This is a genomic window from Reichenbachiella sp. MALMAid0571 (assembly GCF_040151475.1).
Lineage (GTDB): Bacteria > Bacteroidota > Bacteroidia > Cytophagales > Cyclobacteriaceae > CAXBNB01.
In genome coordinates, this window is the sequence record NZ_JBDKWG010000151.1 from 1 (window position 1) to 21,972 (window position 21,972).

Annotated in this window: 20 protein-coding genes and 1 tRNA gene; 19 read left to right on the forward strand and 2 right to left on the reverse strand. The window is 43.5% G+C overall.

From position 1 onward, the window contains the following. The first annotated feature begins 146 nt into the window (after positions 1-146). Together AAOP42_RS22035 and AAOP42_RS22040 are read left to right on the forward strand one after the other, a co-directional pair. Positions 147-3,302, forward strand: coding sequence for a MopE-related protein (locus AAOP42_RS22035; RefSeq protein ID WP_349530759.1), 3,156 nt, complete (start codon positions 147-149; stop codon positions 3,300-3,302). A 204-nt stretch (positions 3,303-3,506) separates the two neighbouring features. Continuing rightward, complete coding sequence (locus AAOP42_RS22040; protein ID WP_349530760.1) at positions 3,507-3,671, forward strand: hypothetical protein; 165 nt, start codon at positions 3,507-3,509, stop codon at positions 3,669-3,671. A 164-nt stretch (positions 3,672-3,835) separates the two neighbouring features. Here the strand turns inward: AAOP42_RS22040 and AAOP42_RS22045 are convergent, their stop codons facing one another. Both AAOP42_RS22045 and AAOP42_RS22050 read right to left on the reverse strand, forming a co-directional pair. Continuing rightward, on the reverse strand, positions 3,836-4,732 hold the full coding sequence (locus AAOP42_RS22045; protein ID WP_349530761.1) for a TIM barrel protein: 897 nt from the start codon (positions 4,730-4,732) through the stop codon (positions 3,836-3,838). Between the two features lie 252 nt (positions 4,733-4,984). Next, a complete protein-coding gene (locus AAOP42_RS22050) occupies positions 4,985-5,869 on the reverse strand; it encodes a sugar phosphate isomerase/epimerase family protein (protein ID WP_349530762.1) in 885 nt (294 codons plus the stop codon). A 416-nt stretch (positions 5,870-6,285) separates the two neighbouring features. Between AAOP42_RS22050 and AAOP42_RS22055 the strand changes: the two genes are divergently transcribed. The 17 genes from AAOP42_RS22055 to AAOP42_RS22135 all read left to right on the forward strand — a co-directional run bounded on the left by AAOP42_RS22055 (position 6,286) and on the right by AAOP42_RS22135 (position 21,957). After that, positions 6,286-6,359 (forward strand) — tRNA-Pro (locus AAOP42_RS22055). A gap of 284 nt (positions 6,360-6,643) precedes the next feature. Then, positions 6,644-7,891 (forward strand): site-specific integrase, encoded by a 1,248-nt coding sequence (locus tag AAOP42_RS22060; RefSeq protein ID WP_349530763.1) that lies wholly within the window; start codon positions 6,644-6,646, stop codon positions 7,889-7,891. Between the two features lie 71 nt (positions 7,892-7,962). After that, a complete protein-coding gene (locus tag AAOP42_RS22065) occupies positions 7,963-8,331 on the forward strand; it encodes an ArsR/SmtB family transcription factor (protein ID WP_073094979.1) in 369 nt (122 codons plus the stop codon). Then, positions 8,328-8,717, forward strand: coding sequence for a metal-sensing transcriptional repressor (locus AAOP42_RS22070; protein WP_201430308.1), 390 nt, complete (start codon positions 8,328-8,330; stop codon positions 8,715-8,717). Before AAOP42_RS22065 ends, AAOP42_RS22070 begins: the two co-directional genes overlap by 4 nt. 49 nt (positions 8,718-8,766) lie before the next feature. Then, positions 8,767-8,955 (forward strand): hypothetical protein, encoded by a 189-nt coding sequence (locus AAOP42_RS22075; RefSeq protein WP_349530764.1) that lies wholly within the window; start codon positions 8,767-8,769, stop codon positions 8,953-8,955. Between the two features lie 42 nt (positions 8,956-8,997). Beyond that, on the forward strand, positions 8,998-9,597 hold the full coding sequence (merTP, locus tag AAOP42_RS22080) for a mercuric transport protein MerTP (protein WP_268034865.1): 600 nt from the start codon (positions 8,998-9,000) through the stop codon (positions 9,595-9,597). Continuing rightward, entirely contained in the window at positions 9,598-9,810 is a 213-nt protein-coding gene (locus tag AAOP42_RS22085; RefSeq protein ID WP_073094976.1) for a GDCCVxC domain-containing (seleno)protein, read from the forward strand. Between the two features lie 148 nt (positions 9,811-9,958). After that, positions 9,959-10,339: an HYC_CC_PP family protein gene (locus AAOP42_RS22090; RefSeq protein ID WP_349530765.1), complete on the forward strand. Its 381-nt coding sequence runs from the start codon at positions 9,959-9,961 to the stop codon at positions 10,337-10,339. Positions 10,340-10,511: 172 nt separating this feature from the next. Then, complete coding sequence (locus AAOP42_RS22095; protein WP_349530766.1) at positions 10,512-11,810, forward strand: hypothetical protein; 1,299 nt, start codon at positions 10,512-10,514, stop codon at positions 11,808-11,810. Between the two features lie 222 nt (positions 11,811-12,032). Continuing rightward, on the forward strand, positions 12,033-12,467 hold the full coding sequence (locus AAOP42_RS22100; RefSeq protein ID WP_349530767.1) for an HYC_CC_PP family protein: 435 nt from the start codon (positions 12,033-12,035) through the stop codon (positions 12,465-12,467). A 119-nt stretch (positions 12,468-12,586) separates the two neighbouring features. Continuing rightward, positions 12,587-16,411, forward strand: a complete 3,825-nt coding sequence (locus tag AAOP42_RS22105; protein WP_349530972.1) for an efflux RND transporter permease subunit — start codon at positions 12,587-12,589, stop codon at positions 16,409-16,411. A 10-nt stretch (positions 16,412-16,421) separates the two neighbouring features. Further along, positions 16,422-17,846, forward strand: coding sequence for a TolC family protein (locus AAOP42_RS22110; protein ID WP_349530768.1), 1,425 nt, complete (start codon positions 16,422-16,424; stop codon positions 17,844-17,846). A gap of 115 nt (positions 17,847-17,961) precedes the next feature. Beyond that, positions 17,962-19,746 carry an efflux RND transporter periplasmic adaptor subunit gene (locus tag AAOP42_RS22115; protein WP_349530769.1) on the forward strand — a complete coding sequence of 595 codons (1,785 nt, stop codon included), beginning with the start codon at positions 17,962-17,964 and terminating at the stop codon, positions 19,744-19,746. Positions 19,747-19,893: 147 nt separating this feature from the next. Then, positions 19,894-20,406, forward strand: a complete 513-nt coding sequence (locus tag AAOP42_RS22120) for a DUF3347 domain-containing protein (RefSeq protein ID WP_349530770.1) — start codon at positions 19,894-19,896, stop codon at positions 20,404-20,406. Positions 20,407-20,482: 76 nt separating this feature from the next. Next, positions 20,483-20,935, forward strand: coding sequence for a 5-fold beta-flower protein (locus AAOP42_RS22125; RefSeq protein WP_349530771.1), 453 nt, complete (start codon positions 20,483-20,485; stop codon positions 20,933-20,935). 95 nt (positions 20,936-21,030) lie between these two features. After that, positions 21,031-21,468: a hypothetical protein gene (locus AAOP42_RS22130; protein ID WP_349530772.1), complete on the forward strand. Its 438-nt coding sequence runs from the start codon at positions 21,031-21,033 to the stop codon at positions 21,466-21,468. A gap of 24 nt (positions 21,469-21,492) precedes the next feature. Continuing rightward, positions 21,493-21,957 carry a nuclear transport factor 2 family protein gene (locus tag AAOP42_RS22135; protein WP_349530773.1) on the forward strand — a complete coding sequence of 155 codons (465 nt, stop codon included), beginning with the start codon at positions 21,493-21,495 and terminating at the stop codon, positions 21,955-21,957. Positions 21,958-21,972 lie beyond the last annotated feature (15 nt).

A 21,972-nucleotide genomic window follows, 5' to 3' on the forward strand; every position in this document is an offset into this window, starting at 1 on the left:
TTCAAAATCATATTTTTTTGCCGTCTATTTTGATAGCGGCCTTTATTATATTTACAATAGTATTTTACTCAGGGTAAAGATAAACGACAAGGCCGTCTTGTCAATAGTCTTTACCCTCTTTTATAAGGTGACAAAGTAGGGTTAGAATGAAAAAATTATTACTATTATCCGCATTTATACTAAGCATATTTCAAGGATTTTCTCAAACCAAAGGCATCAGTTATCAGGCAGTAATACTAAATCCAAATACGCAGGAAGTACCAGGAGCTACTGTACAAAATAACATATTGCCTAATACTACAGTTGGTATTCAATTTACCATAACAGACCATTCAGGAACTATAGAATATCAAGAAAGTCATACCACCAGTACGGATAAGTATGGAATGATCAACTTGCTAATAGGAGCAGGAAACCCTACAAGCAGTAATGATTTTTCAGATATATTTTGGGATGGCAATGTTAAGAAATTAAAAGTAGAGATTGATTTTTCAGGAGGCAGTAATTATCAATTCTTAAATGAGCAAAACCTTACTTATATTCCACAACCACCAACGCCAGAAGTGTCGATTGGAATTGAAACCAATACAGAAGCTATAATAGATGAAACCGCAAGAGCAATAGCTGTGGAAAAGCTAAATGCCACGGGCATTTCTAGTCTCCAAACGGAACAACAAATACAAAACGCTGCAATAGCATTGAATACGGCTAAGCTAGGAATAACCACTGAACAAGCGACTACCATAAGTAATACTACTGGCATTAACACTGGAGATCAGGATATCTCAGGAATTGATGCCAATGCAGCGGCTGTTGCAACGGAGAAAGAAAGAGCCACAAAGGCAGAACTGGCAAATGAAAAAGCAAATGAAAATGAAATACAAAGAGCAACAACTGCAGAAGAGGCAAATGCAACCGCAATTTCTAACGAAGTAATGCGAGCAACAGCAGCAGAAGAAAATTTAGCTGCCAATTTATCCACAGAAATTATTAATAGAACTAATGTAGCTGCTTTAAAAGCAGATTTGGCTTCCCCAACATTTACAGGTACTGTTTCAGGGATTGACAAAACAATGGTTGGCCTGGAGAATGTCGATAATACAAGTGATGCCAACAAGCCAATCTCCGACCTTACACAATCAGCATTGGATGAAAAAGTAGATAAGGTCTCAGGCAAAGGGTTGTCAACAGAAGATTATACCACGGCAGAGCAAACAAAACTGGCTGCTATCACAGGTTCTAATACAGGAGATCAGGATATCTCAGGAATTGATGCCAATTCCTCCACTATCGGAAACCTGTCAACTCTAACAACCACTACAAAATCAAATCTGGTAGCCGCTGTAAATGAACTGGAAAATGAAAAAGCAGATTTGGCTTCCCCAACATTTACAGGTACTGTTTCAGGGATTGACAAAACAATGGTTGGCCTGGAGAATGTCGATAATACAAGTGATGCCAACAAGCCAATCTCCGATCTTACACAATCAGCATTGGATAAAAAAGTAGATAAGGTCTCAGGCAAAGGGTTGTCAACAGAAGATTATACCACAGCAGAGCAAACAAAACTGGCGGCTATCACAGGTTCTAATACAGGAGATCAGGATATCTCAGGAATTGATGCCAATTCTTCCACCATCGGAAACCTGTCAACTCTAACAACCACGGACAAATCAAATCTGGTAGCCGCTGTAAATGAGACAGATGCCGCTTTAGATTTAAAAGCAGATGTAACATTAAGTAATTTATCCAATACTTCAACAGCAAGAACTAATCTTGGTGTTGCAATAGGAACAAATGTTCAAGCTTATGATGCAGATTTGGAGGATTTGGCCGATGGCATCTTGTCAGCCAGTAAAGTTGAAAATGCTATTACCACAGCTGGCACTAGTGGAGAAGTTTGGACTTCTGATGGAAGTGGCGCAGGAACTTGGTCTGTACCATCATCAAGTGTAATACAAGTTGGGGCAGGTTTAGTGATTTCTGGAGCAGGAACTGTTGATAGTCCATATAACATTACGCTACCATCAGGTGGTACAGCAGGTCAAGTTTTAACAATAGGTGGGGATGGTGTCCCTGCTTGGGCAGATGCCACGGGTGCAGTAAGCATATTTTATCTAGATGCTGATGGTGATGGGTATGGGGATGCGAATGAACCTATAACTTCAACTTCTGCACCCAATGGTTATGTAAGCAATAATACCGATTGTAACGATGATGATATAAGTATCGAACAAGCGACTACTTGGTATATAGATGCAGACGGTGATGGCTATGGCGTTTCAGTTATATCATCATGCATAAGACCTTCCAACGGTTACTTGTTATCGGAGCTGTCTGGCACAGGAACAGACGATTGCAACGATGGTGATGCGAATGAGAAGCCCGGTGAAACGTGGTATATAGATGTGGATGGTGATGGTTATCCCAGCTCAAGTACAGTATCATGTGTAAGACCTAGCAATGCATACTTATTATCTGAGTTGTTAGGAACAGATAATGATTGTATAGATTCCAATTCAGCAATAAACCCAGGAGCCGCAGAGGTTTGTGATGGTATAGATAATAATTGTGATGGTTCTATAGATGAAGGGCTTACTCTTACAACCTATTATGTAGATGCCGATGGAGATGGTTATGGAGATAGTAGTGACCCGGGAACCTCCTACTGTAGCAATCCTGGATCAGGATTTAAAACAAATAATACAGACTGTGATGATTCAAATTCAGCGATAAAGCCAGGAGCAACTGAGATTGGAGGTAATAGCATTGATGAAAACTGTGATGGTAATATATATGTTGTTGGAGATTATGTTGATGGAGGTGTCGTTTTTTATGTACCGACTACACCTACAGACTTAAATAAGGATGGTGTAGTAGATTATGGTTTGGTATGTTCTATTGATGATCTAACAAGCTCAGGTGTTAAGTTCTATAGTAATAATATTAGCGTGGATGGAACTGATCGACGTAAAGGTTTTGGAAAAAGCAATACTGATCTTTTGATTGCGGATATTGGAACTAGCACTCAATTTGCCGCAGGTTTAGCTATTGCATATAGAGGAGGTGGTTTTTCAGATTGGTACTTACCTAGTAAAGATGAGTTAACAGCAATGTATAACAACAGAGACGCTATTAATGCCACTGCAGCTATAAATGGAGGAAGTGATTTTGCTCCTAAAAATAATGGTTATTGGAGTTCTTATTGTATTGTTCAAAAAGCCTATTATATTGATTGGACGGACGGAAGTACGCCTTATATAGCTATGACAAACCTATTTGGCGTGCTTTTTAATGCATGAATAGTTATCTATCATTGTATTATGAGGTAAGAAATAAATGCATTACTTTTTTTGGAGCTTTTCCTGAACTACAGATGGTTTAGGATCAAACAGAAAACCTGTGGAGCAATTGTATTATTTTTATATTATTCTAATTGAGTAAATGCATTTCCATTTGATAGCTCTTTGGCCTTATGAAAATCACGTTAAGAAAATTGACTTTAAATGCCCGAGGCAGAGTCCAGAGGATTTTTTTATAAAGGTATTTATGATGGTACCGAAGGATATGACGGTCATGTAATCATCGAAGCTGGAAGAACTTCCGACGCTATTTTTCTTAATAATTATATTTCTTCAAATGTCTATATGGTTACTGGGGAGGTAGCGTAGGAATTGGCACAACTTCTACAGGCAGTCATAAACTAGCCGTTGAAGGCTCTATTGGTGCTAGAGAAATAAAAGTAGAAGCAGGAACGGGTTGGTTAGATTTTGTATTTGAGGGAAATTACAGGCTTCCATCTTTGATAGAAGTTGAAAATCAATTAAAGAGAATTTTAAACATCACAAATTTGTACCGCTTCCTGCAGACTTGATATCGGGTTATTAACTGGAATCCACTCATGACCAACATAGCCTTTGTAACCATTCGCAAGGAGGGTCTTCATCACGAAACGGTAGTTTATTTCTTGTTCCTCACCAATTTCTCCTCGACCCGGAACTCCAGCAACTTGTACATGACCAATGTACTCCATGTACTTGTTGATGTTGTCAATAATATTGCCATCCATAATTTGAATATGATACACATCAAAAAGCAATCGAAGAGCTGGAGAGCTTACTGATTTGATTATTTCCATACAGATTTCCAGGTGATCTCCCTGATAACCGGGGTGTCCTTTCATATTTTCTGTAACTATCGAGTTTAAAGGTTCAAGTACCATAGATACTTGTTTCTTTTCGGCTATTCGTGCCATTTTTTTATATCCTTCTATACAATTTTTTATTCCTTCTTCCGGTGAGACTTTACTTCCATTTTTTTCTATTGAAGTGTCAAACAACCCGGTAAAAGTCATTACATTGGGAAATCCAGCTGCAGAGGTGGCAACTATGGCATTTTCAAGAGCATCAAAGCACTCAGCATGATGGTTTTTATTGTTCATCCCACGAACAAAAGTGTGAGATTTGGTAGCGGCACATACCATATTCAATTCCTTCAAAAGTGCCCACTTCTCTATTGGAAAAAGTTCAACCCCAGACACTCCCAAAGATTTGCATTGGTTCAAAAATTCTTCAGGGCTCCATTTTGGACCAGCAGCCATAAAAGGCCAGCCTGCAACCACCTGCTTTATATTTCCCTTTAACAATGATTTGCTTTCTGCTAAATTAGGAGAAGCAAGTAAAGAACCAATGCCAAGACCCGCATGTTTAATGAATTTTCGTCTGGAACCCATACTTTTCATAATCCTTGGCAAACTAATAAATGAGAGCTAAAATTAACCTATTGCTTGAAAAATCAAAGCAACTAAAAAAAGTAATGAGGCTGTCTCAAAAGTCATATAATTCCCAGATTCCTGACTGTCGTTAGACAGGAATTCAGGGATCTGTCCTAGAAACAGCTATTACTGCATTTTCAAAGGGATGCCGGAACAAGCCCGGCAACTTGTTTAACTCTTTTGAGACAGCCTCAAAATATTGACTAATACTTAAATCGTTAAAGTATTAATATGGTTATAGGCTTTAGCCAAATTGCCAAAAGGATCGTCCGTACGCTCATCTTCCACAAAGTAATATTCCAATCCGGCTTTGTCCTTTTGATTAAAAATGGATTGAAAGTCAATAATACCTTCTCCAACTGTAGTCTGATCCAAATTGGCGTTGGCATCTTTCACATGAAATAGGCTAAACCTTCCCGGATACTTGTTGATCAGGTCTAACGGTTCGTACCCTCCTTTTTTCACCCAATACAAATCTGCCTCAAATGAAACCAACTCAGGATCGGTATTTTCCAACATTACTTCTAATGGAATTTCGTCATTGCTTTTTTCAAATTCAAAAGCATGGTTATGATACCCAAAGGTAATCCCGGTTCCTTTAAATAATTCTCCCACAGCATTGAGGTTTTCTGCCACTTTACGGTAGTCACTTCTCAATTCGTCATCCAAATAAGGAATAACTAAATACTTCAATCCAGCTTCCTGTGATGCCTCTATCACTTTTGGAGCCTGATCTGCTGTGAAATACGAGCTGTGACAAGAAACCAATTCCATACCCAGGTCACTCACTATTTTTTTGTACTCAGAAGGAGCCATACCGAACAATTGACCATCCAATCCTAAGCCGTAACCTTCAATGAATTTGTATCCAATGTCAGCAATCTTCTTCATCGATCCTGCAAAGTCTTCATTTAAGGCATCACGCACGGAATAAGCCTGTACGCCCATATCCTTAGGTACAATTTTAGGTGCAGCTGCTTTTACTGCCTCGGTTGATTTCTCTCCTTGCTTTTTTGGGCCGCATGCCATTGGTGCTACGATAGCTCCGGCAGCCAATATAGAACTGGCTTTGATGAATTTTCTTCTACTTGTCATAGTAAGGTTTTTAGTTTGCTTTCAATTTAATGGCACAATTTAGGAAATCCTACTGATAGATTTAGAGTCCTAATTGCTAAAATGTGGTATGGATATGTATTTTGAAAGAATTTAATTCAATCACATGATCCAATATAAAACTTAACTCGTGATCATATACTGAGGTTTTAGATTTCAAGTGAACTATTAAAAAGATAGGTTCCTACCTAAAACAGGTATTAATCACTAAATGGAGTTTGCTTTCGACCCAAGGGGTTGGGAGTTAAACCTTATTTTGATTAAACTCTCAAAATTAAGTCTTTGATATTATTTTTTATGACAATGTATTTTTGCTTGAAAATTTATTGTGATTACAAAAAATCATTCTATCTTCGCACCTCGAAAAACACAAGTATTGTATTTCGAAACAAATAAAACGGGATGTAGCGCAGTCCGGTAGCGCACCTGGTTTGGGACCAGGGGGTCCCAGGTTCGAATCCTGGTATCCCGACAACAAAGGTTCATCAGAACCCAAAAGCCTGCAAATCTTACGATTTGCGGGCTTTTTTATTTTTTACGTATCAGTTCGATTTAGACAATTTCAGCAAAAATGAGACCTATCCGGTGAACCAAATGAATGGTTTATTTTAGTTTACCAGATTGATGCAAATAGCTGTAAAACAGATAGTTGCATCGCATAATTTGAACTGTTTTAGGTCTGTTTGAGTGACCTTGTGGAAGCAGTTCACCACGAGAGGAATCATTTTAACACAAACACTCAAAAGCTGAATTGTCATGAGAACTACAAACACCTTCGGAGTTCAGTTCATCACAAGAACGAACAAGGCCAAAGATGGTCTACTCCCAATCTATGCCAGGGTCACCGTTGATGGCCGCAGGGTAGAAATATCATTGAAGCGTTGGATCAAACCAGGCGACTGGAACAGCTCAAAAGGCATGGCCAAGGGCAGCCGGGAAGAAATCAAATCGCTCAATCACTACCTGGATGAAGTCCGGGCAAGGATTATGGAGTGCTACCAGGAGATGCAGGTCCAAAAAAGACTGATCACTGCTGATGCCATCAAGAGTATGTTCCTGGGTACAGACCAAAAGGACTTCACCTTATGCAAGCTGGTGGATTATCACAACCAGACAATGCGGGATACACTGGCGTGGGGCACGATGAAAAACTACTTCACCACTCAGAAGTATATCCATCGATTTTTGAAAGAGCGCTTTGGTACTACCGACATGTTCCTTTCGGAACTGTCTTATAAATTCATCACCGATTTTGAATTCTACCTCCGAAACTATAAACCCAAAGACCACCAGAAGCCGCTTGGCAACAATGGAGTGATGAAGCATCTGGAGAGGTTCCGGAAGATGGTGACCATGGCCGTGAAAATGGAATGGGTAAGCAGGGATCCATTTGACAAGTACCAGCTCAAATTCCATCGGGTGGATCGGGATTTCCTCAATGATGAAGAGCTGGAGGCCGTAGAGAACAAGGACTTCAAAATTGTCCGCCTGCAGTGGGTAAGAGATTTGTTTGTGTTCAGTTGCTATACCGGACTGGCCTACATCGATGCTATGAACCTTACCCCATCCAATATTACCATTGGCATTGATGGGGAATACTGGTTATCTACCTGCCGCCAGAAGACCGACCAGCCGGTAAGGGTTCCTATCCTTCCCAAAGCTTGGGAAATCATCGAGAAATACAAAACCCATCCAAGAGCTGTGCAGAGGGGGGCAATATTCCCAATGATTTCTAACCAAAAGCTGAACTCTTACCTGAAAGAAATTGCTGATCTGTGCGGAATTGAAAAGAACCTCACATTTCACCTAGCCAGGCATACTTTTGCTACTACAGTTACGCTTTGTAATGGTGTGCCACTGGAAACGGTTAGCAAGATGTTGGGTCACTCCAAAATTACAACCACGCAGGTTTACGCCAAAGTGGTAGAGAAAAAAGTGAGTGAGGATATGCAGAATCTAAGAGAGAAACTAGCAGCACCAAAATTGATGAGAAGGGCGAAATAGCCCTTTGTATTTAAGTACTTGCTTAAATAACTATCATTCCCTACCTTTGTTTAAGCAATTGCTTAAATACTATGAATACATGTATCCGTGTCTTTGCAGATAGCATCCAGATCAGTCGCTGCAGAGAAGACTTGAAAAACAAAGAAGAAAGCTTTTTAGAACTGGCCGATGTACTGAATCTGGCAGGTAATGCGGTTCGCCTCAAAATCCTGTACCTCTTGAAACAGGAAAATGAACTTTGCCCATGTGACTTGTCAGACATCCTGGGCATGACCGTGCCGGCCGTCTCCCAACATCTAAAAAAACTGAAGGATGCGGGAATCGTGACGACCAAAAAATCCGGTCAAACCATCTTCTATTCAGTAGAAGAGCAAAGTCAGCGAATCATTTCATCAGTGCTCGATTTGTTTAAGCTCCCAAATTCAATTCCTACCTTATGATACCCCATGATCTCACTCAAAGCATAAAGGTTTCACTAAAAACAGCAACAGGTCAGCTGGGATACATCCTTAGCAAAATAGATGATGTGGACCAGGTTGAAAATATCCTTTTGCAGCTAAAAGCTGTGCAATCCATGCTTGCTAAGACTACTTACGAGTTATTGGATGATGCCTACAGGAAAGCACTAGCAGAAAGGATCTCGTCAGCTTACCAGAGCTGCCCTGGCGACTGTGGCAATGAAGAAACAATAGAAAAGCTGAGAAAACTATTTCCAGAGCTTAAACTCGAAGAAGTGCCTAAAAAACTACGAGAAGCCCGCATGGTGGAAGAAGAATTGAAGAAATTTTTATCCGAACGTTTGGATACCCCCTCCCCCCGTGACTGACCTTTGGAGAGATGTTTCATTAAAATAGATTGATATGAAAAGTAAACTCATGATTTTCGCAACAGCGAGTATTCTCGCAATTGGTGGCCTTGCCTACGGGATCAACTCATCTCCAAAAGCTTGTCCTTTGGAAGGTACTCCAGATTGTCCAAAAGTTACCTGCCCTTTGGCAGGCACTCCTGAATGTCCTTATGACATGAAAGTGGCGGAAGTACCCGCCTGCTGTAAGAAAAAGTAACTGGGAGGGCGCAGAGCCCTTCTTTTTTTGAAAATTAAGTATATGAAAAATTCCCTTTTAACCAGCGGCCTTTTAGCCGCTTTAGTAAGCTCCCTTTGCTGCATCAGCCCGGTGCTTGCATTAGTGGCCGGTGCAAGCGGGATTGCGTCCACTTTCTCATGGCTCGATCCGGCAAGGCCTTTTTTTGTCGGCATCACAGTGGTTGTATTAGGCTTTGCCTGGTATCAGAAACTCAAACCAAAGGCCAAAAAGGAAAAAGAATGTGCCTGTGAGGAGGACCTTCAGCCCTCCTTTTGGCAAACAAGAAAGTTCCTTTCAATAATCACGGTCTTTGCTGCCCTGATGTTGGCGTTCCCGCTTTATGCTCACATTTTCTACCCTAAATCTGAAAAGCAAGTGATCATCGTTGATAAGTCAGACATTCAGACCGTAAATTTTCAAATCAAAGGCATGACTTGTCAGGGGTGCGCAGCGCATGTAGTGCATGAAGTAAATAAGCTCAGCGGCATCCTGAATGTAACCGCCTCCTACGACCAGGGCAATGCCATCGTAGAATTTGATAAATCCAAAACGGACGTCCTTGAAATTGAACAAGCCATCAACTCAACCGGATATTCAGTGACCAATAAAACAGAGAAATAAATGGAAATCATCTTAGAATCTACCATCACTTGCCCCAACTGCGGACATCAGAAAGAAGAAACTATGCCGACTGACGCCTGTCAGTATTTCTATGAATGTGAAAACTGCCACCAGGTGCTAAAACCAAAGGAAGGGGATTGCTGCGTGTATTGCAGCTATGGTTCAGCACCTTGTCCACCAGTACAATTGGACTCTGATCAAGCATGTTGCTAGGGTAGACAATGCTTTATGTGACATACATCATGTTTTGACATGTGCTATGTCATAGCGCCCTCAATAACCGTTGCGTACTTTTGAGTCATATTGAAGGGGATACAAATGGATGCCCCTTCAATGGATGACATTTTACATCAAAAGGCTCATGAAGCGCAACTTATATATCGTCCTGCTCATTGCAATGCTTCTCCCTGGCAAAGGGATGGCAGTGTTTCAGCACTTTTGTGGGGGCGAACTGATCAGCTTCGAGCTTTTTCTAAAACACCACGAACCATGCTGTGACGATCACAGCAACCCTTGTGATGGCTGTGAGGATCAGGAAACCATCTTCTCTCTCGATGATTTCAGGACACCTCATTCTGACATTCTGGTCATTGATTTTTCACATGCGGCAATGGCTCAGCCAGCTTTTCATTTGCCTTCTACACAATTTTTCGAATCAAGAAACTACACAACTCCTAAAAAGGCTCCCCCCGGCTGGTCAGGGCGGTATCGCTCTATCCTGTTCCAGTCATTTCTTCTTTAGCTAACATCTGATTATCAGTTAGTTGCCCAGGTTACGAAACCTTTGGACAATGTCGGAAATGGTTCTGTGTAATATAGCTGTTCCGGGATATTCGAACAGCATTAGACACGATCTATCCGACAAAACTATCATCAAGTTTCTTTAATCAGACTTTCAACAAAATGTTAAAATCATGAAAACGTTTCATAAAATTCAATTGGTATTCATTGCCTTGACACTGATGGTGATCAATACCACATACTCCCAACAACCAGGCTTGCAGTATTTCAGGCCAAACGATAAAAACGGCCTGAATGTATTCGAGCCCTCAAAAGAGGATACAGTTATCTTTGATGGATTAAAAGTGAGGGTTGGTGGCGATTTCGCCATGCAGTTTCAAGGTATTAGGCAAAGCAATACGGCAGGTAACCTGACCAAACTGGGATCAGACTTCAATTTGCCGTCTGCCAACCTCAACCTGGACGTCCAGGTATTGGACGGAGTTCGCATGCATCTTAGGACCTATCTTTCTTCCAGAGCTCATAATGAATCCTGGATCAAAGGTGGTTATATGCAAATTGATAAACTGGATTTTATCAAGCCTGAATTCCTAGAAGGGGTAATGAAATATACCAGTATAACGATTGGGTTGGATGAGTTCAATTATGGTGATGCCCATTTCAGACGTTCTGACAATGCCCGGGCGATCTTCAATCCCTTTGTTGGCAACTACATTATGGATGCTTTTTCAACTGAAGCATTTGGTGAAATTACTGTTCAAAAAAATGGTCTTTTGGCTGTGGTTGGGCTCACAAACGGTAAGCTCAATCAAAATGTAACGGTGAACGACAATACAGACAATAAGCCTTCTATCTACGGTAAGTTGGGATACGATAAACAACTGAGTGAGGATTTGAGAGTGCGATTAACCGGATCATGGTACATCAATAAAGGAACCTCAACAGGCACCTATCTGTATGGTGGTGACCGAGGAGGCTCCAGGTATTACAATGTGCTTTTTACAGTACCGGATGTGGATGGCAATACAGAGGGTGGCCCTCGTGATGGTCAGTTCAATGCCAGGTTCACAAAACTCACAGCCATACAGATCAATCCATTCATCAAATTCAAGGGATTGGAATTCTTCGGGATATATGAATTGGCCGATGGGAGCAACGAATTCACAGCACCTCAAGCTGACACAGAGGGCGCATTCACACAAATAGCAGCTGAGGTATTGTATAGGTTTGGAGCTGATGAACGTTTCTATCTTGGGGGTAGATATAATACAGTAACTGGTAAAATGCGTGAAAGTGCCACAGAAGATTTGGAAATCAGCAGGGTCAATTTTGGTGGAGGCTGGTATCTTTCAAAGAACGTTTTAACAAAAGTTGAGTACATGAAGCAGCAATATGAAGGCAATGCTTGGACAGGGCGTTTTGCCGGGGCTGAATTTAGTGGAGTCGTGGTTGAAGCGGTGATTAGTTTCTGACGGAACTCCCGTGTGGATGAGTTCACCCACACGGGATTCTTTTTACTGCTGTGTAAAAGATAATGACTACAAAAATAAGTGTCAGGAGACTAAGATTTTTCAAGAGAAATACAGCATGAAAATTCACATATTGAAGTATTTGAAATACAAACCATCATTTTTGATATTAAAATCGAACATTCTGAACTAAATTCCGTAGATTTGTATTAGACTTTCTCCAAAGTGCAACGTTTTAGAAAAATATCGGCCATCCTGCTTTCCATCCTGGTGCTGCTCAGTTCCACGAGCTACACCTTTGGTATGCATTTCTGCATGGGGCAGTTGCAGAGCATTGCACTTTTTTCCGGGGCTGAGCCCTGCGAAATGGCCACTCAAAAATCTCCTTGTGCCAATGATAAGCACGATCCAGCTTGCGAACACCAGCAAGTAACTAAGAAAGGGTGCTGTGAAGACCAGACTTTAGTAATTGAGGGTCATGAAGATCTTACGCAAGTGACCAAAGTTGCGGTTCCTGATTTTCAAATGATCGCAGTGCTCTACGTTGTGGTATCGTTTCTTTTCAGTGCCCCTGCCGTTCATCACTATACATTTAACTACTACTCCCCCCCTTTGATTGAGCGTGACATAACTGTTCTCGTTCAGTCCTTCCTTATTTGATTTTTGATGATCTGAACCTCCGATAATTTGATTATCGGCCGGGTTCAACTATGCTACGTGGTATGTTGGATTTATTCCATCAGACCATCAAACCATTGTATTCATCAAATAATCAAAATATGCTCAATTCCATAATCAAATTCTTTCTCGAGAATAAGCTCGTTACCGTTCTCGTATTGCTACTCATTGTAGCCTGGGGCATTGTTACAGCCCCGTTCAACTGGGAGGTGGGCTTCCTTCCCCGTGATCCCGTTCCCGTAGATGCCATCCCGGATATTGGAGAAAACCAGCAAATCGTTTTCACCGAGTGGATGGGTCGTTCCCCGCAAGATGTGGAGGATCAAATCACCTATCCGCTCACCACGGCATTGCTGGGTCTTCCAGGTGTAAAAAGTGTGCGGAGTAGTTCTGCCTTTGGCTTTTCCAGCATCTACATCATCTTCAACGAAGACATTGAATTTTACTGGAGCCGGTCAAGGGTACTGGAAAAGCTCAACTCGTTACCTGCCGGCTTATTGCCCCCGGATGTCCAACCCAAGCTTGGTCCTGATGCCACCGCCCTAGGGCAGGTGTATTGGTATACGCTGGAAGGTAGGGACAAAGATGGAAACCCTACAGGAGGTTGGGATCTCCACGAACTGCGCACCATCCAGGACTATTACATACGCTACGCCCTCACGGCAGTGGAAGGTGTGGCCGAGGTGGCTTCTGTGGGTGGATATGTCAAAGAATATCAGGTGGATGTTGACCCTGCTGCACTGAAAGCACACGGTGTTTCTCTGATGGATGTGATGCAGGCAGTAAGGAACAGCAACATCGATGTAGGGGCCAACACCATTGAAGTAAACCGGGTGGATTACTTCGTCAGAGGTCTGGGATATGTGGAGGAGCTGGCCGACCTGGACAAGGCCGTGGTGAAAGTAACCGATAATGTACCCATTCGGGTGAAGGATGTGGCCGTGGTAAACATTGGCCCACAGCCCCGCAACATGAGCGGAATCCTGGATAAGTCAGGAGCTGAAGCTGTGGGCGGTGTGGTAATTGCCCGCTACGGTGACAACCCCTTGAAAATCATCAATGCGACAAAAGCGGAAATTGAAAAAATAGCCGATGGACTTCCGTCCAAAACACTGGCAGACGGCACGGTTTCTAAAGTAACGATAGTACCCTTCTATGATCGCACCGGCTTGATTTACGAAACCCTTGGTACCTTGTATGAAGCCATCAGCCTGCAAATATTGATTACCATCATTGTGATCATTGTGATGGTGTACAACCTGCGGGCATCTATCCTCATTTCAGCGCTTTTGCCACTGGCGGTACTCATGTGCTTCATATTCATGAAATACTTCGGAGTAGATGCCAACATTGTAGCCCTGTCCGGTATTGCCATTGCCATCGGCACCATGGTCGATCTTGGTATTATCCTCAATGAAAACATTTTGCGGCACCTGGAAATTGCCCCGGAAGGCCAGTCCAAGTTAAAAACTGTCTATGATGCCACTACAGAGGTAGCTTCCGCCATTGTTACCGCAGTGAGTACCACCATTGTCAGTTTTTTACCAGTTTTCACCTTGCAGGCAGCTGAGGGTAAGCTCTTCGGGCCATTGGCCTACACCAAAACCTTTGCTTTGGTTGCTGCTCTGATATTTACCCTCATCATCATGCCTGCCTTTTCTCACTGGATATTCTCCATGAAAAAAGGCAAAGGCAAAACAAGTCTGTACTTGAATTACCTGTTACTCATTGTCGGCCCGGTAATAGCCTTCACCGTCTGGTCTTGGGCAGGATGGTTGCTGTTTGGTTTTGGTTTGATCAATGTGCTGCTGCATCATTTTCCTGAAAGATTAGGTAAGTACCGTGACCTGATGATGGTAGGAGTTACAGTGGTTGCGGTTGCTTGGCTGTTGGCCACCGAATGGGTTCCGCTGGGTGTGTCCAACAGCTTGCTGGTCAACTTCCTGTTTATAGCGGTGATTCTAGGCTTTGTGCTTGGCACCTTCGCTTTGTTCCTCAGGCTTTACCCTAAAATACTCATGTGGTGCCTGGACAATAAGGGCTTGTTCCTGGTTATACCTGTTGTCATTATTTTATTAGGTGCCAATATCTGGCTGGGTTTTGACAAGGTATTCGGCTTTTTGCCAAAAGCAACAGAAAAATTAGGCTGGAACTTAAGGGAAACCCCGGGATGGACGGCTGTATCTGAAGTGTTTCCGGGCTTAGGCGAAGAGTTCATGCCGTCTCTCAATGAGGGTTCATTTCTCCTGATGCCCACATCCATGCCGCACTCCGGCATAGAAGTAAACCGTGAGGTACTGCAAAAACTGGATATGATGGTAACGGCCATCCCCGAAGTGGAAATGGTGGTCGGTAAAGCCGGCCGTGCGGAAACGGCCATTGATCCGGCCCCTATCTCCATGTTTGAAAATACCATCAGCTACAAAAGCGAATATGTTTCGGATATAGATGGAACCAAGCAACGCTTTCGGGTGAATGATGATGGTCAGTTTCTGCTTCAAAATGGAGACGTTTATGACCCGGAAACCATGTCCCCTGAGCAAATAGATATAAAGCATCTCACTCCTGATCCTGATGGAGAATATTTCCGCCAGTGGCGGGATCACATCAAAACACCGGATGACATTTGGGACGAAATTGTTGGTGTCGTCAATATTCCGGGCGTAACCTCCTCTCCCAAATTACAGCCTATTGAGACACGCCTGGTGATGTTGCAAACGGGTATGCGGGCCCCTATGGGTATTAAGGTGTATGGACCTGATTTGAAGACCATTGAAGAATTCGGCCTTCAACTCGAGAAATACCTGAAAGAAGTGCCATCGGTAAAAAGTGAAGCTGTCTTTGCTGACCGGATTGTGGGAAAACCTTATTTGGAGATTGACATAGACCGGGATCAGATTTCCCGCTACGGATTGAACGTACGGGACGTGCAAGACTATATAGAAACAGCCATCGGTGGCATGAAGCTGAGCACCACGGTGGAAGGAAGGGAGCGCTTTCCGATAAGGGTACGCTATGCCCGTGAATACCGTGATGATCCTTCATCCATTGAAAACATGCAGGTACCCACACCCTTAGGCAACTACATTCCGTTGGGTCAATTAGCGAAAATCACCTATCGCCCCGGGCCCGAAATGATCCGTGGGGAGAACAGCTTCCTTGTAGGCTATGTGCTATTGGACAGGAAAAAGGAGTTTGCAGAGGTTACCGTAGTAGAGGATGCGCAACGCTACCTGAGATCAAAGATAGATGCAGGTGAACTGACCATTCCTGCTGGTGTCCGCTATGAATTTTCGGGAAGCTACGAAAACCAGGTGCGGGCAGAGAAACGACTCGCAATTGTAGTCCCGCTATGCCTTATGGCCATTTTCCTGATCCTGTATTTTCAGTTTCGAGCCATCTCTACCACCTTATTTGTATTCTCAGGCATTGCTATGGCTTTTTCAGGTGGGTTCATGATGCTCTGGCTGTATAGTCAGGGTTGGTTCATGGATTTTTCGGTCTTTGACACCAATATGAGAGAACTCTTCCAGATGAAGACCTACAACCTGAGTGTGGCCGTCTGGGTAGGCTTCATAGCACTGTTTGGAATCGCTACCGATGATGGCGTAGTGGTGGCTACTTACCTCAAGCAAAGCTTTGAGAAACGGGAACCTGAAAACGTGAAGGAGGTTCGCAAAGCTGTATTGGAGGCTGGTCAAAAGCGGGTACTCCCGGCCATGATGACCACCGCCACCACTTTACTGGCCCTCTTACCTGTACTCACATCTTCCGGGCGAGGATCCGACATTATGATACCCATGGCCATTCCTTCATTCGGGGGCATGATCATCGAAATTATGACGGTTCTGCTGGTGCCAGTCCTATACTGTTGGTGGGCAGAGCGCAAGATTAAACGCAATCCCGAAGTATTTACAGAATCTTAAATCTAGGAAGATGAAAAAAATAGCAATTATAATACTACTACTTCTGGGAATTCAAAACATTGGCTTCTCACAAAGCCTGGAAGAATCCTTGGAGATAGCTGCTGAAAACAATCCGGAGCTTAAAGCCTATTTCAATGATTACCTGGCGGCACTGGAACAAGTGCCGCAGGTGGGCACTTTGCCGGATCCGGAATTGAGCATAGGCTTTTTTATCCAGCCTATGGAACGATTCATGGGCAACCAGCAGGCAGACATTCAACTGATGCAGATGTTCCCTTGGTTTGGGATGCTGAAAACCCAAAAGGATGAAGCCAGCAAAATGGCATTGGCCCAATACGAAGTATTCCAGGATGCTAAAAACCGTTTGTTTTTTCAGGTAAAAAACAACTGGTACGAAATGTACCGCCTGGAGGAGGACATCAGGATCACGGAGGAAAACCTCGAAATCCTGAAACAGTATGAGCGACTGGCACTTATCCGTTTTCAGAGTGCAGGTACAGGGGGTGGTTCAAGTTCTTCCGGTATGTCGGGGAATGCTACGATGAGCAGTGGTAACTCCACCTCATCAACATCTTCTACTGGTGGTATGGGAGGAAGTATGAACAGTGGTTCTACAAGTAAAAACAGCGCAAAGAGTAATTCTTCGATGAACTCATCCGCATCAATGGGCGAGGGTAAATCTGGTATGAGTGATGTGCTTAGGGTAAGGATCGAAATCAAGGAGCTGGAAAATACACTGGCTCTACTAAGAGATTCCAGGGTACCACTTGTCGCAGAATTCAACCAACTCCTCAACCGTAACATCGATGAGCGTGTGTCACCAGTGGATTCACTGACTGATACAGCACTGCCTTTGGAACGATTGGCAATACTGGACAGCATCACCCAAAACAACCCGATGCTGAAAATGCTGGATGCCGAGGAACAGGCGTATGAAGCACAAAAGAAAATGGCCAGACTGGAAGGCAGACCCATGCTGGGGGCTGGGGTAAACTATATCCCTTTTTCTCCACGAATTGAAGATGGTATGCCAATGGGTGGCAATGACATGGTGATGCCTATGATCAGGTTAACCATACCCATTTACCGTAAAAAGTACAATGCCTTGCAAAAGGAGGCGGAGCTAAGGCAATTGGCAGTGCAGCAACGAAGAGAAAACACGGTCAACCAACTCTCAACGCAATGGTCAAGCGCCATGCGTGACCTGGATGATGCAAATAGGAGAACAAGGCTGCACAGAGAGCAAACCGATCTGGCAAAGCAAACCCTGAACCTGCTGATGACCAGCTACGCTACGGATGGTCGGGATTTCGAAGAAGTATTGCGTGTGCAACAGCAGCTTCTCGACTATCAACTCAAGCTGATCGCAGCAATTGTGGATCAGCATATTACAATAGCGGTGCTGGAAAATCTGGCAGCAATAGAACTGAATTAAATGGTGATCAAAAATTTTAAAACGATGAAATCGAGCATGACCAAAATGACGCCCAAAGGCATGAATTTACCTATGCGAGATTCCATCTGACCTATAAAAAATAAATTATAAACAGATGAAAGAATTAATTAAAAATAAGAAAGTCCTCCTGACCGTGCTTGTAGCATTTATGCTTGGGGGCACTATAGGCTGGCTGGCAAAGCCATCTCCAAGTCCATCGGAGACCGAAGAAGCTGTTCATGTACATGATGAAGATTCTGATCAAATATGGACTTGCTCCATGCACCCACAGATACGGCTTTCAGAACCGGGCAGTTGTCCAATCTGCGGGATGGACCTGATCCCAGCTTCAAGTAAACGGTCTGCTGCCTCGGCCAGTCCACTTATGCATGAGATGACACCCGAAGCAGTGGCCATGGCCAATGTCCATACTTCCCTGGTTACAGGAGTATCTCCTGAAGGGGAGCTTTTTCTAACCGGAAAAGTGAAAGCCGATGAACGCCAACTGGCTTCTGTCACGGCCAAATTTCCGGGACGTATCGATCAGCTTTTTGTCAATTTCACCGGCCAGGTTGTCCGGCAGGGCGAAAGGTTGGCCACCATTTATTCACCCGAGCTGGTTACAGCACAAAAGGAACTTTTGGAGGCTGCTTCTACCAAATCCACCTATCCCGAACTTTATCAGGCAGCCAGGGAAAAACTGCGCTTATGGAAACTTAATGAGAAGCAAATTGACGATCTTGAAGGTTCTGGAAAAGTGCAGGATCAATTTGATGTGCTGGCCGACAAAAGTGGTATTGTAACCCAGCGGAATATTTCAGTTGGTGATTATGTGAACACTGGATCAGTTTTATTTGATATAGTTGACCTGAACCGGGTATGGATAATGATTGATGCGTATGAATCCGATCTCCCATTTGTAAAAATCGGTGATGAGGTCAACTTTACCGCAGCAGGCATTCCCGGAGAGACCTTTAAAGCTAAGATTACCTACATAGATCCGGTCATAAATTCTTCAACCCGTGCAGCCTCTGTGAGGGCTGAGGCCTCCAACAGCAACGGAGAGCTGCGACCTGAAATGTTCATCAACGCCAGGGTGCGGACCACTTTACGCAAAGGGCAATCCTCTTTGGCCATAACTCGCACCGCTCTGCTTTGGTCGGGCAAGCGCTCCATTGTATATGTCAAGGTACCCGACACAGAATTCCCTACCTACGAAATGCGTGAAATCACCATTGGCCCACGTATGGGCGAAATGTGGCTGGTGGAAGCCGGACTGGAAGCGGGTGAAGAGATAGTGACCAATGGAGTATTTGCCATCGATGCGGCTGCACAACTTTCCGGAAACTACAGTATGCTCATGCGTCCGGATGTGAAAACCATGGACGTACCACAGGCTTTCAGGGAACAAATCACAGCGCTGGCCGATGCTTATTTCAAAGTAAAGAATGGTTTGGTCGCTGATGATCCAAAGGCTACACAATCCGCATTGGAACAGTTGGAGGCAGCTTTGGACCAGATTGACATGGCCGGGCTGAAAGGCCAGGCACACGATCACTGGATGGCTTTGAAACAGAAGTTTTCAGAAGCAACTAAAATGATGCAGGATGAAGAAAACCTCGATGGCCTGCGGCAACACTTCTCTATGCTTTCAGAAAACATGCTGGAGGTGACCGAATCCTTTGGATTGCAAAAAGACAAAGTGTACAAGGACTTCTGCCCAATGGCTTTCGACAATAAGGGCGCATTTTGGCTCAGTGAATCGGAAGAGATTCTCAACCCCTATTTCGGTGAGGCTATGCTTTCCTGTGGGGAAGTAAAAGAGACGTATCTCAAAGGTCAAAAAGTCTTTGAGGATGGAGGGCCTGCCAAGCAAGCAGCCAGTGGACATAACCATTAAGAGATGAAAAGTTGCTGTAAAACCGGAGATGAAAAAGCTCCTTCAACAATAAAAAAATGGGTCAGCCGGATGGTCTGGGGAGTAGTCATTCTTCTGGTCACTGGTTTAGCCCTGATTCAAGTATTTAACCTTTAAACAAATAGAAAAATGAAAAAAACAATGATCATGCTATGCCTGGCTTTAGTAAGCTGGGGAGCAACCGCACAACATGACCATGCAGCGCATGGAGCACAAACGAGCAGTCAAAAGATGGAACCAATGTTCAAAGACAAGGCATTAGGTTCTTCCTACACACAGTACATCACTTTGAAGAATGCTTTGGTGGCGTCTGATTTTCAGAAAGCAAAATCTGCTTCTGAATCTTTGGTGAAAGCCATTCACAATGTAAAAGGCAGTGATAAAGTCCATGCAGAAGCGGCCAAAGTTGCCGAGTCAGCTACTCTGGAAAACCAACGCAAGGCATTTACAGCGTTGAGCAATGAAATGGCCACTTTGGTGAAGGGTGCTGACATCAGCATGGGTGAACTCTACCTGGAATACTGCCCCATGGCCAACGGCAACACCGGAGGCTATTGGCTATCCAACGAAAAGGAAATCCGCAACCCCTACTTCGGTGACAAAATGCTGAAGTGCGGGAGCGTAAAAGAGACGATTAACTGACCCTAGTTTTGGCATAAGGGATTGGGTTCACTATAAGCTGAGCCCGATCCTGACACCAGGCACAAATCAATCAGAAATGAAAAAGAACATCATTTTCAGTATAATATTCCTGGGAGGAATACTGCTGGCCGCACAGGGCCTCTTGGCACAGCCAAGTAGCAAGACAGAGCAACGCCTTATTCATATCAATGGAAAAGGCGAGGTATCGGATGACCGAGGCACCAAACTCGGATACATCAGCAAGGAAGACATAGTTTTCAACAATCAGAATCAAAAGCTGGGCTTTATCAAAAATGGTAAAGTGTATGATGCTGAAGGTAACTCCTTAGGTAAGGCCAAAAAAGATGGTCGCTATTACAACAATGATGGAGTCTTCATTTTGAATACCAAAGGGACTGATGATACCTGCGAAATCCTGGATCCGGAAGGTCACAAGCGAGGGACAGTTCATAAAAACTATAAACTTCATGCGTGTGCTGCGCACTGTTTCTTCTTGGAACAGGAAATGAAAAAAGAGGAAGATAAGTAAAATTAAAGCCCTGTTGGAGAGTGGCCTTTATGCTGGTGTTGTCTTGCATGCAATCCGGCCGCCACTCTTCAATCAGGCACCAAACTCTAAATGCGATGAAGAAGAGAACTCACAACGATAGTCCAAAGGTGACAACCAAAGACAAGTTAATGGCATATCTAACATTATTTGCTCTGATTGTAGTAGTTACTGTAGCGGTATTTTGGATTCAAGGTTACCACATGGGCTCATCAGTTAGTCTAACCAGTGATGAGATAAAGACCCCAGTTGACCCAAGCTTGGTATGTATGGTCAATGACGCCTATATGGGTGTAGCCCAAATTCCGGTACCTGTAAATGGCAAAACCTACTACGGCTGTTGCCAGGGATGTGTTGATAAGCTCAACAATCTGGAAAGTGCAAGGATCGCCATTGATCCGTACAGTGGTAATCCTGTAGATAAATCGGAGGCTTACATCGTGCTGATGAACCCGCAAGGTGCAGTTGCCTACTTTGAATCAGAGATTAATTACAGCGCATTTAAGAAAAACTAAAAACAATCCTTTAACCCAAAATCCATGAAATTGAAACTGCTTTTTTTAGGTCTTGCTGCCATAGTGGCCGTGAAGACTCAAGCGCAACAGTCGGATGAAATTAACCAGGTAAAACAAGTACTGGAATCATACAAACAGGCCATTGAAAGCCTCGACACAACGGGCACGGGTAATTTATTTGTATCACAATCAATTGTTGTTGAATCAGGCAAAGTTGAAGGCCGATATCAGGACTATCTGGCCAACCACCTGGGCCCGGAGCTCCATCATTTCGAATCTTTCAAGTTTAGTGACTATGAAGTAGCCATTGAAGTCGCTTTGCCATTTGCCTTTGCTACTGAAACCTACAAATACACCATTGTGCTAAGCAAGGACAAGTCAGTTATTGAGCGAAAAGGAGTTGCCTCCAGCATTTTGAAAAAAGAAAACGGTCAATGGAAAATATGGCAAACCCATTCGTCAGCAAGAAAACCACAGACCAATCATTAACCAACTAAATAATAT

What these genes read in the sequence shown, in the direction of transcription:
- AAOP42_RS22035 (WP_349530759.1), top strand. Translation starts at nt 147, where the DNA reads ATGAAAAAATTATTACTATTATCCGCATTTATACTAAGCATATTTCAA.
- AAOP42_RS22040 (WP_349530760.1), top strand. Translation starts at nt 3,507, where the DNA reads ATGCCCGAGGCAGAGTCCAGAGGATTTTTTTATAAAGGTATTTATGAT.
- AAOP42_RS22045 (WP_349530761.1), bottom strand. Translation starts at nt 4,732, where the DNA reads ATGGGTTCCAGACGAAAATTCATTAAACATGCGGGTCTTGGCATTGGT.
- AAOP42_RS22050 (WP_349530762.1), bottom strand. Translation starts at nt 5,869, where the DNA reads ATGACAAGTAGAAGAAAATTCATCAAAGCCAGTTCTATATTGGCTGCC.
- AAOP42_RS22060 (WP_349530763.1), top strand. Translation starts at nt 6,644, where the DNA reads ATGAGAACTACAAACACCTTCGGAGTTCAGTTCATCACAAGAACGAAC.
- AAOP42_RS22065 (WP_073094979.1), top strand. Translation starts at nt 7,963, where the DNA reads ATGAATACATGTATCCGTGTCTTTGCAGATAGCATCCAGATCAGTCGC.
- AAOP42_RS22070 (WP_201430308.1), top strand. Translation starts at nt 8,328, where the DNA reads ATGATACCCCATGATCTCACTCAAAGCATAAAGGTTTCACTAAAAACA.
- AAOP42_RS22075 (WP_349530764.1), top strand. Translation starts at nt 8,767, where the DNA reads ATGATTTTCGCAACAGCGAGTATTCTCGCAATTGGTGGCCTTGCCTAC.
- merTP (WP_268034865.1), top strand. Translation starts at nt 8,998, where the DNA reads ATGAAAAATTCCCTTTTAACCAGCGGCCTTTTAGCCGCTTTAGTAAGC.
- AAOP42_RS22085 (WP_073094976.1), top strand. Translation starts at nt 9,598, where the DNA reads ATGGAAATCATCTTAGAATCTACCATCACTTGCCCCAACTGCGGACAT.
- AAOP42_RS22090 (WP_349530765.1), top strand. Translation starts at nt 9,959, where the DNA reads ATGAAGCGCAACTTATATATCGTCCTGCTCATTGCAATGCTTCTCCCT.
- AAOP42_RS22095 (WP_349530766.1), top strand. Translation starts at nt 10,512, where the DNA reads ATGAAAACGTTTCATAAAATTCAATTGGTATTCATTGCCTTGACACTG.
- AAOP42_RS22105 (WP_349530972.1), top strand. Translation starts at nt 12,587, where the DNA reads ATGCTCAATTCCATAATCAAATTCTTTCTCGAGAATAAGCTCGTTACC.
- AAOP42_RS22110 (WP_349530768.1), top strand. Translation starts at nt 16,422, where the DNA reads ATGAAAAAAATAGCAATTATAATACTACTACTTCTGGGAATTCAAAAC.
- AAOP42_RS22115 (WP_349530769.1), top strand. Translation starts at nt 17,962, where the DNA reads ATGAAAGAATTAATTAAAAATAAGAAAGTCCTCCTGACCGTGCTTGTA.
- AAOP42_RS22120 (WP_349530770.1), top strand. Translation starts at nt 19,894, where the DNA reads ATGAAAAAAACAATGATCATGCTATGCCTGGCTTTAGTAAGCTGGGGA.
- AAOP42_RS22125 (WP_349530771.1), top strand. Translation starts at nt 20,483, where the DNA reads ATGAAAAAGAACATCATTTTCAGTATAATATTCCTGGGAGGAATACTG.
- AAOP42_RS22130 (WP_349530772.1), top strand. Translation starts at nt 21,031, where the DNA reads ATGAAGAAGAGAACTCACAACGATAGTCCAAAGGTGACAACCAAAGAC.
- AAOP42_RS22135 (WP_349530773.1), top strand. Translation starts at nt 21,493, where the DNA reads ATGAAATTGAAACTGCTTTTTTTAGGTCTTGCTGCCATAGTGGCCGTG.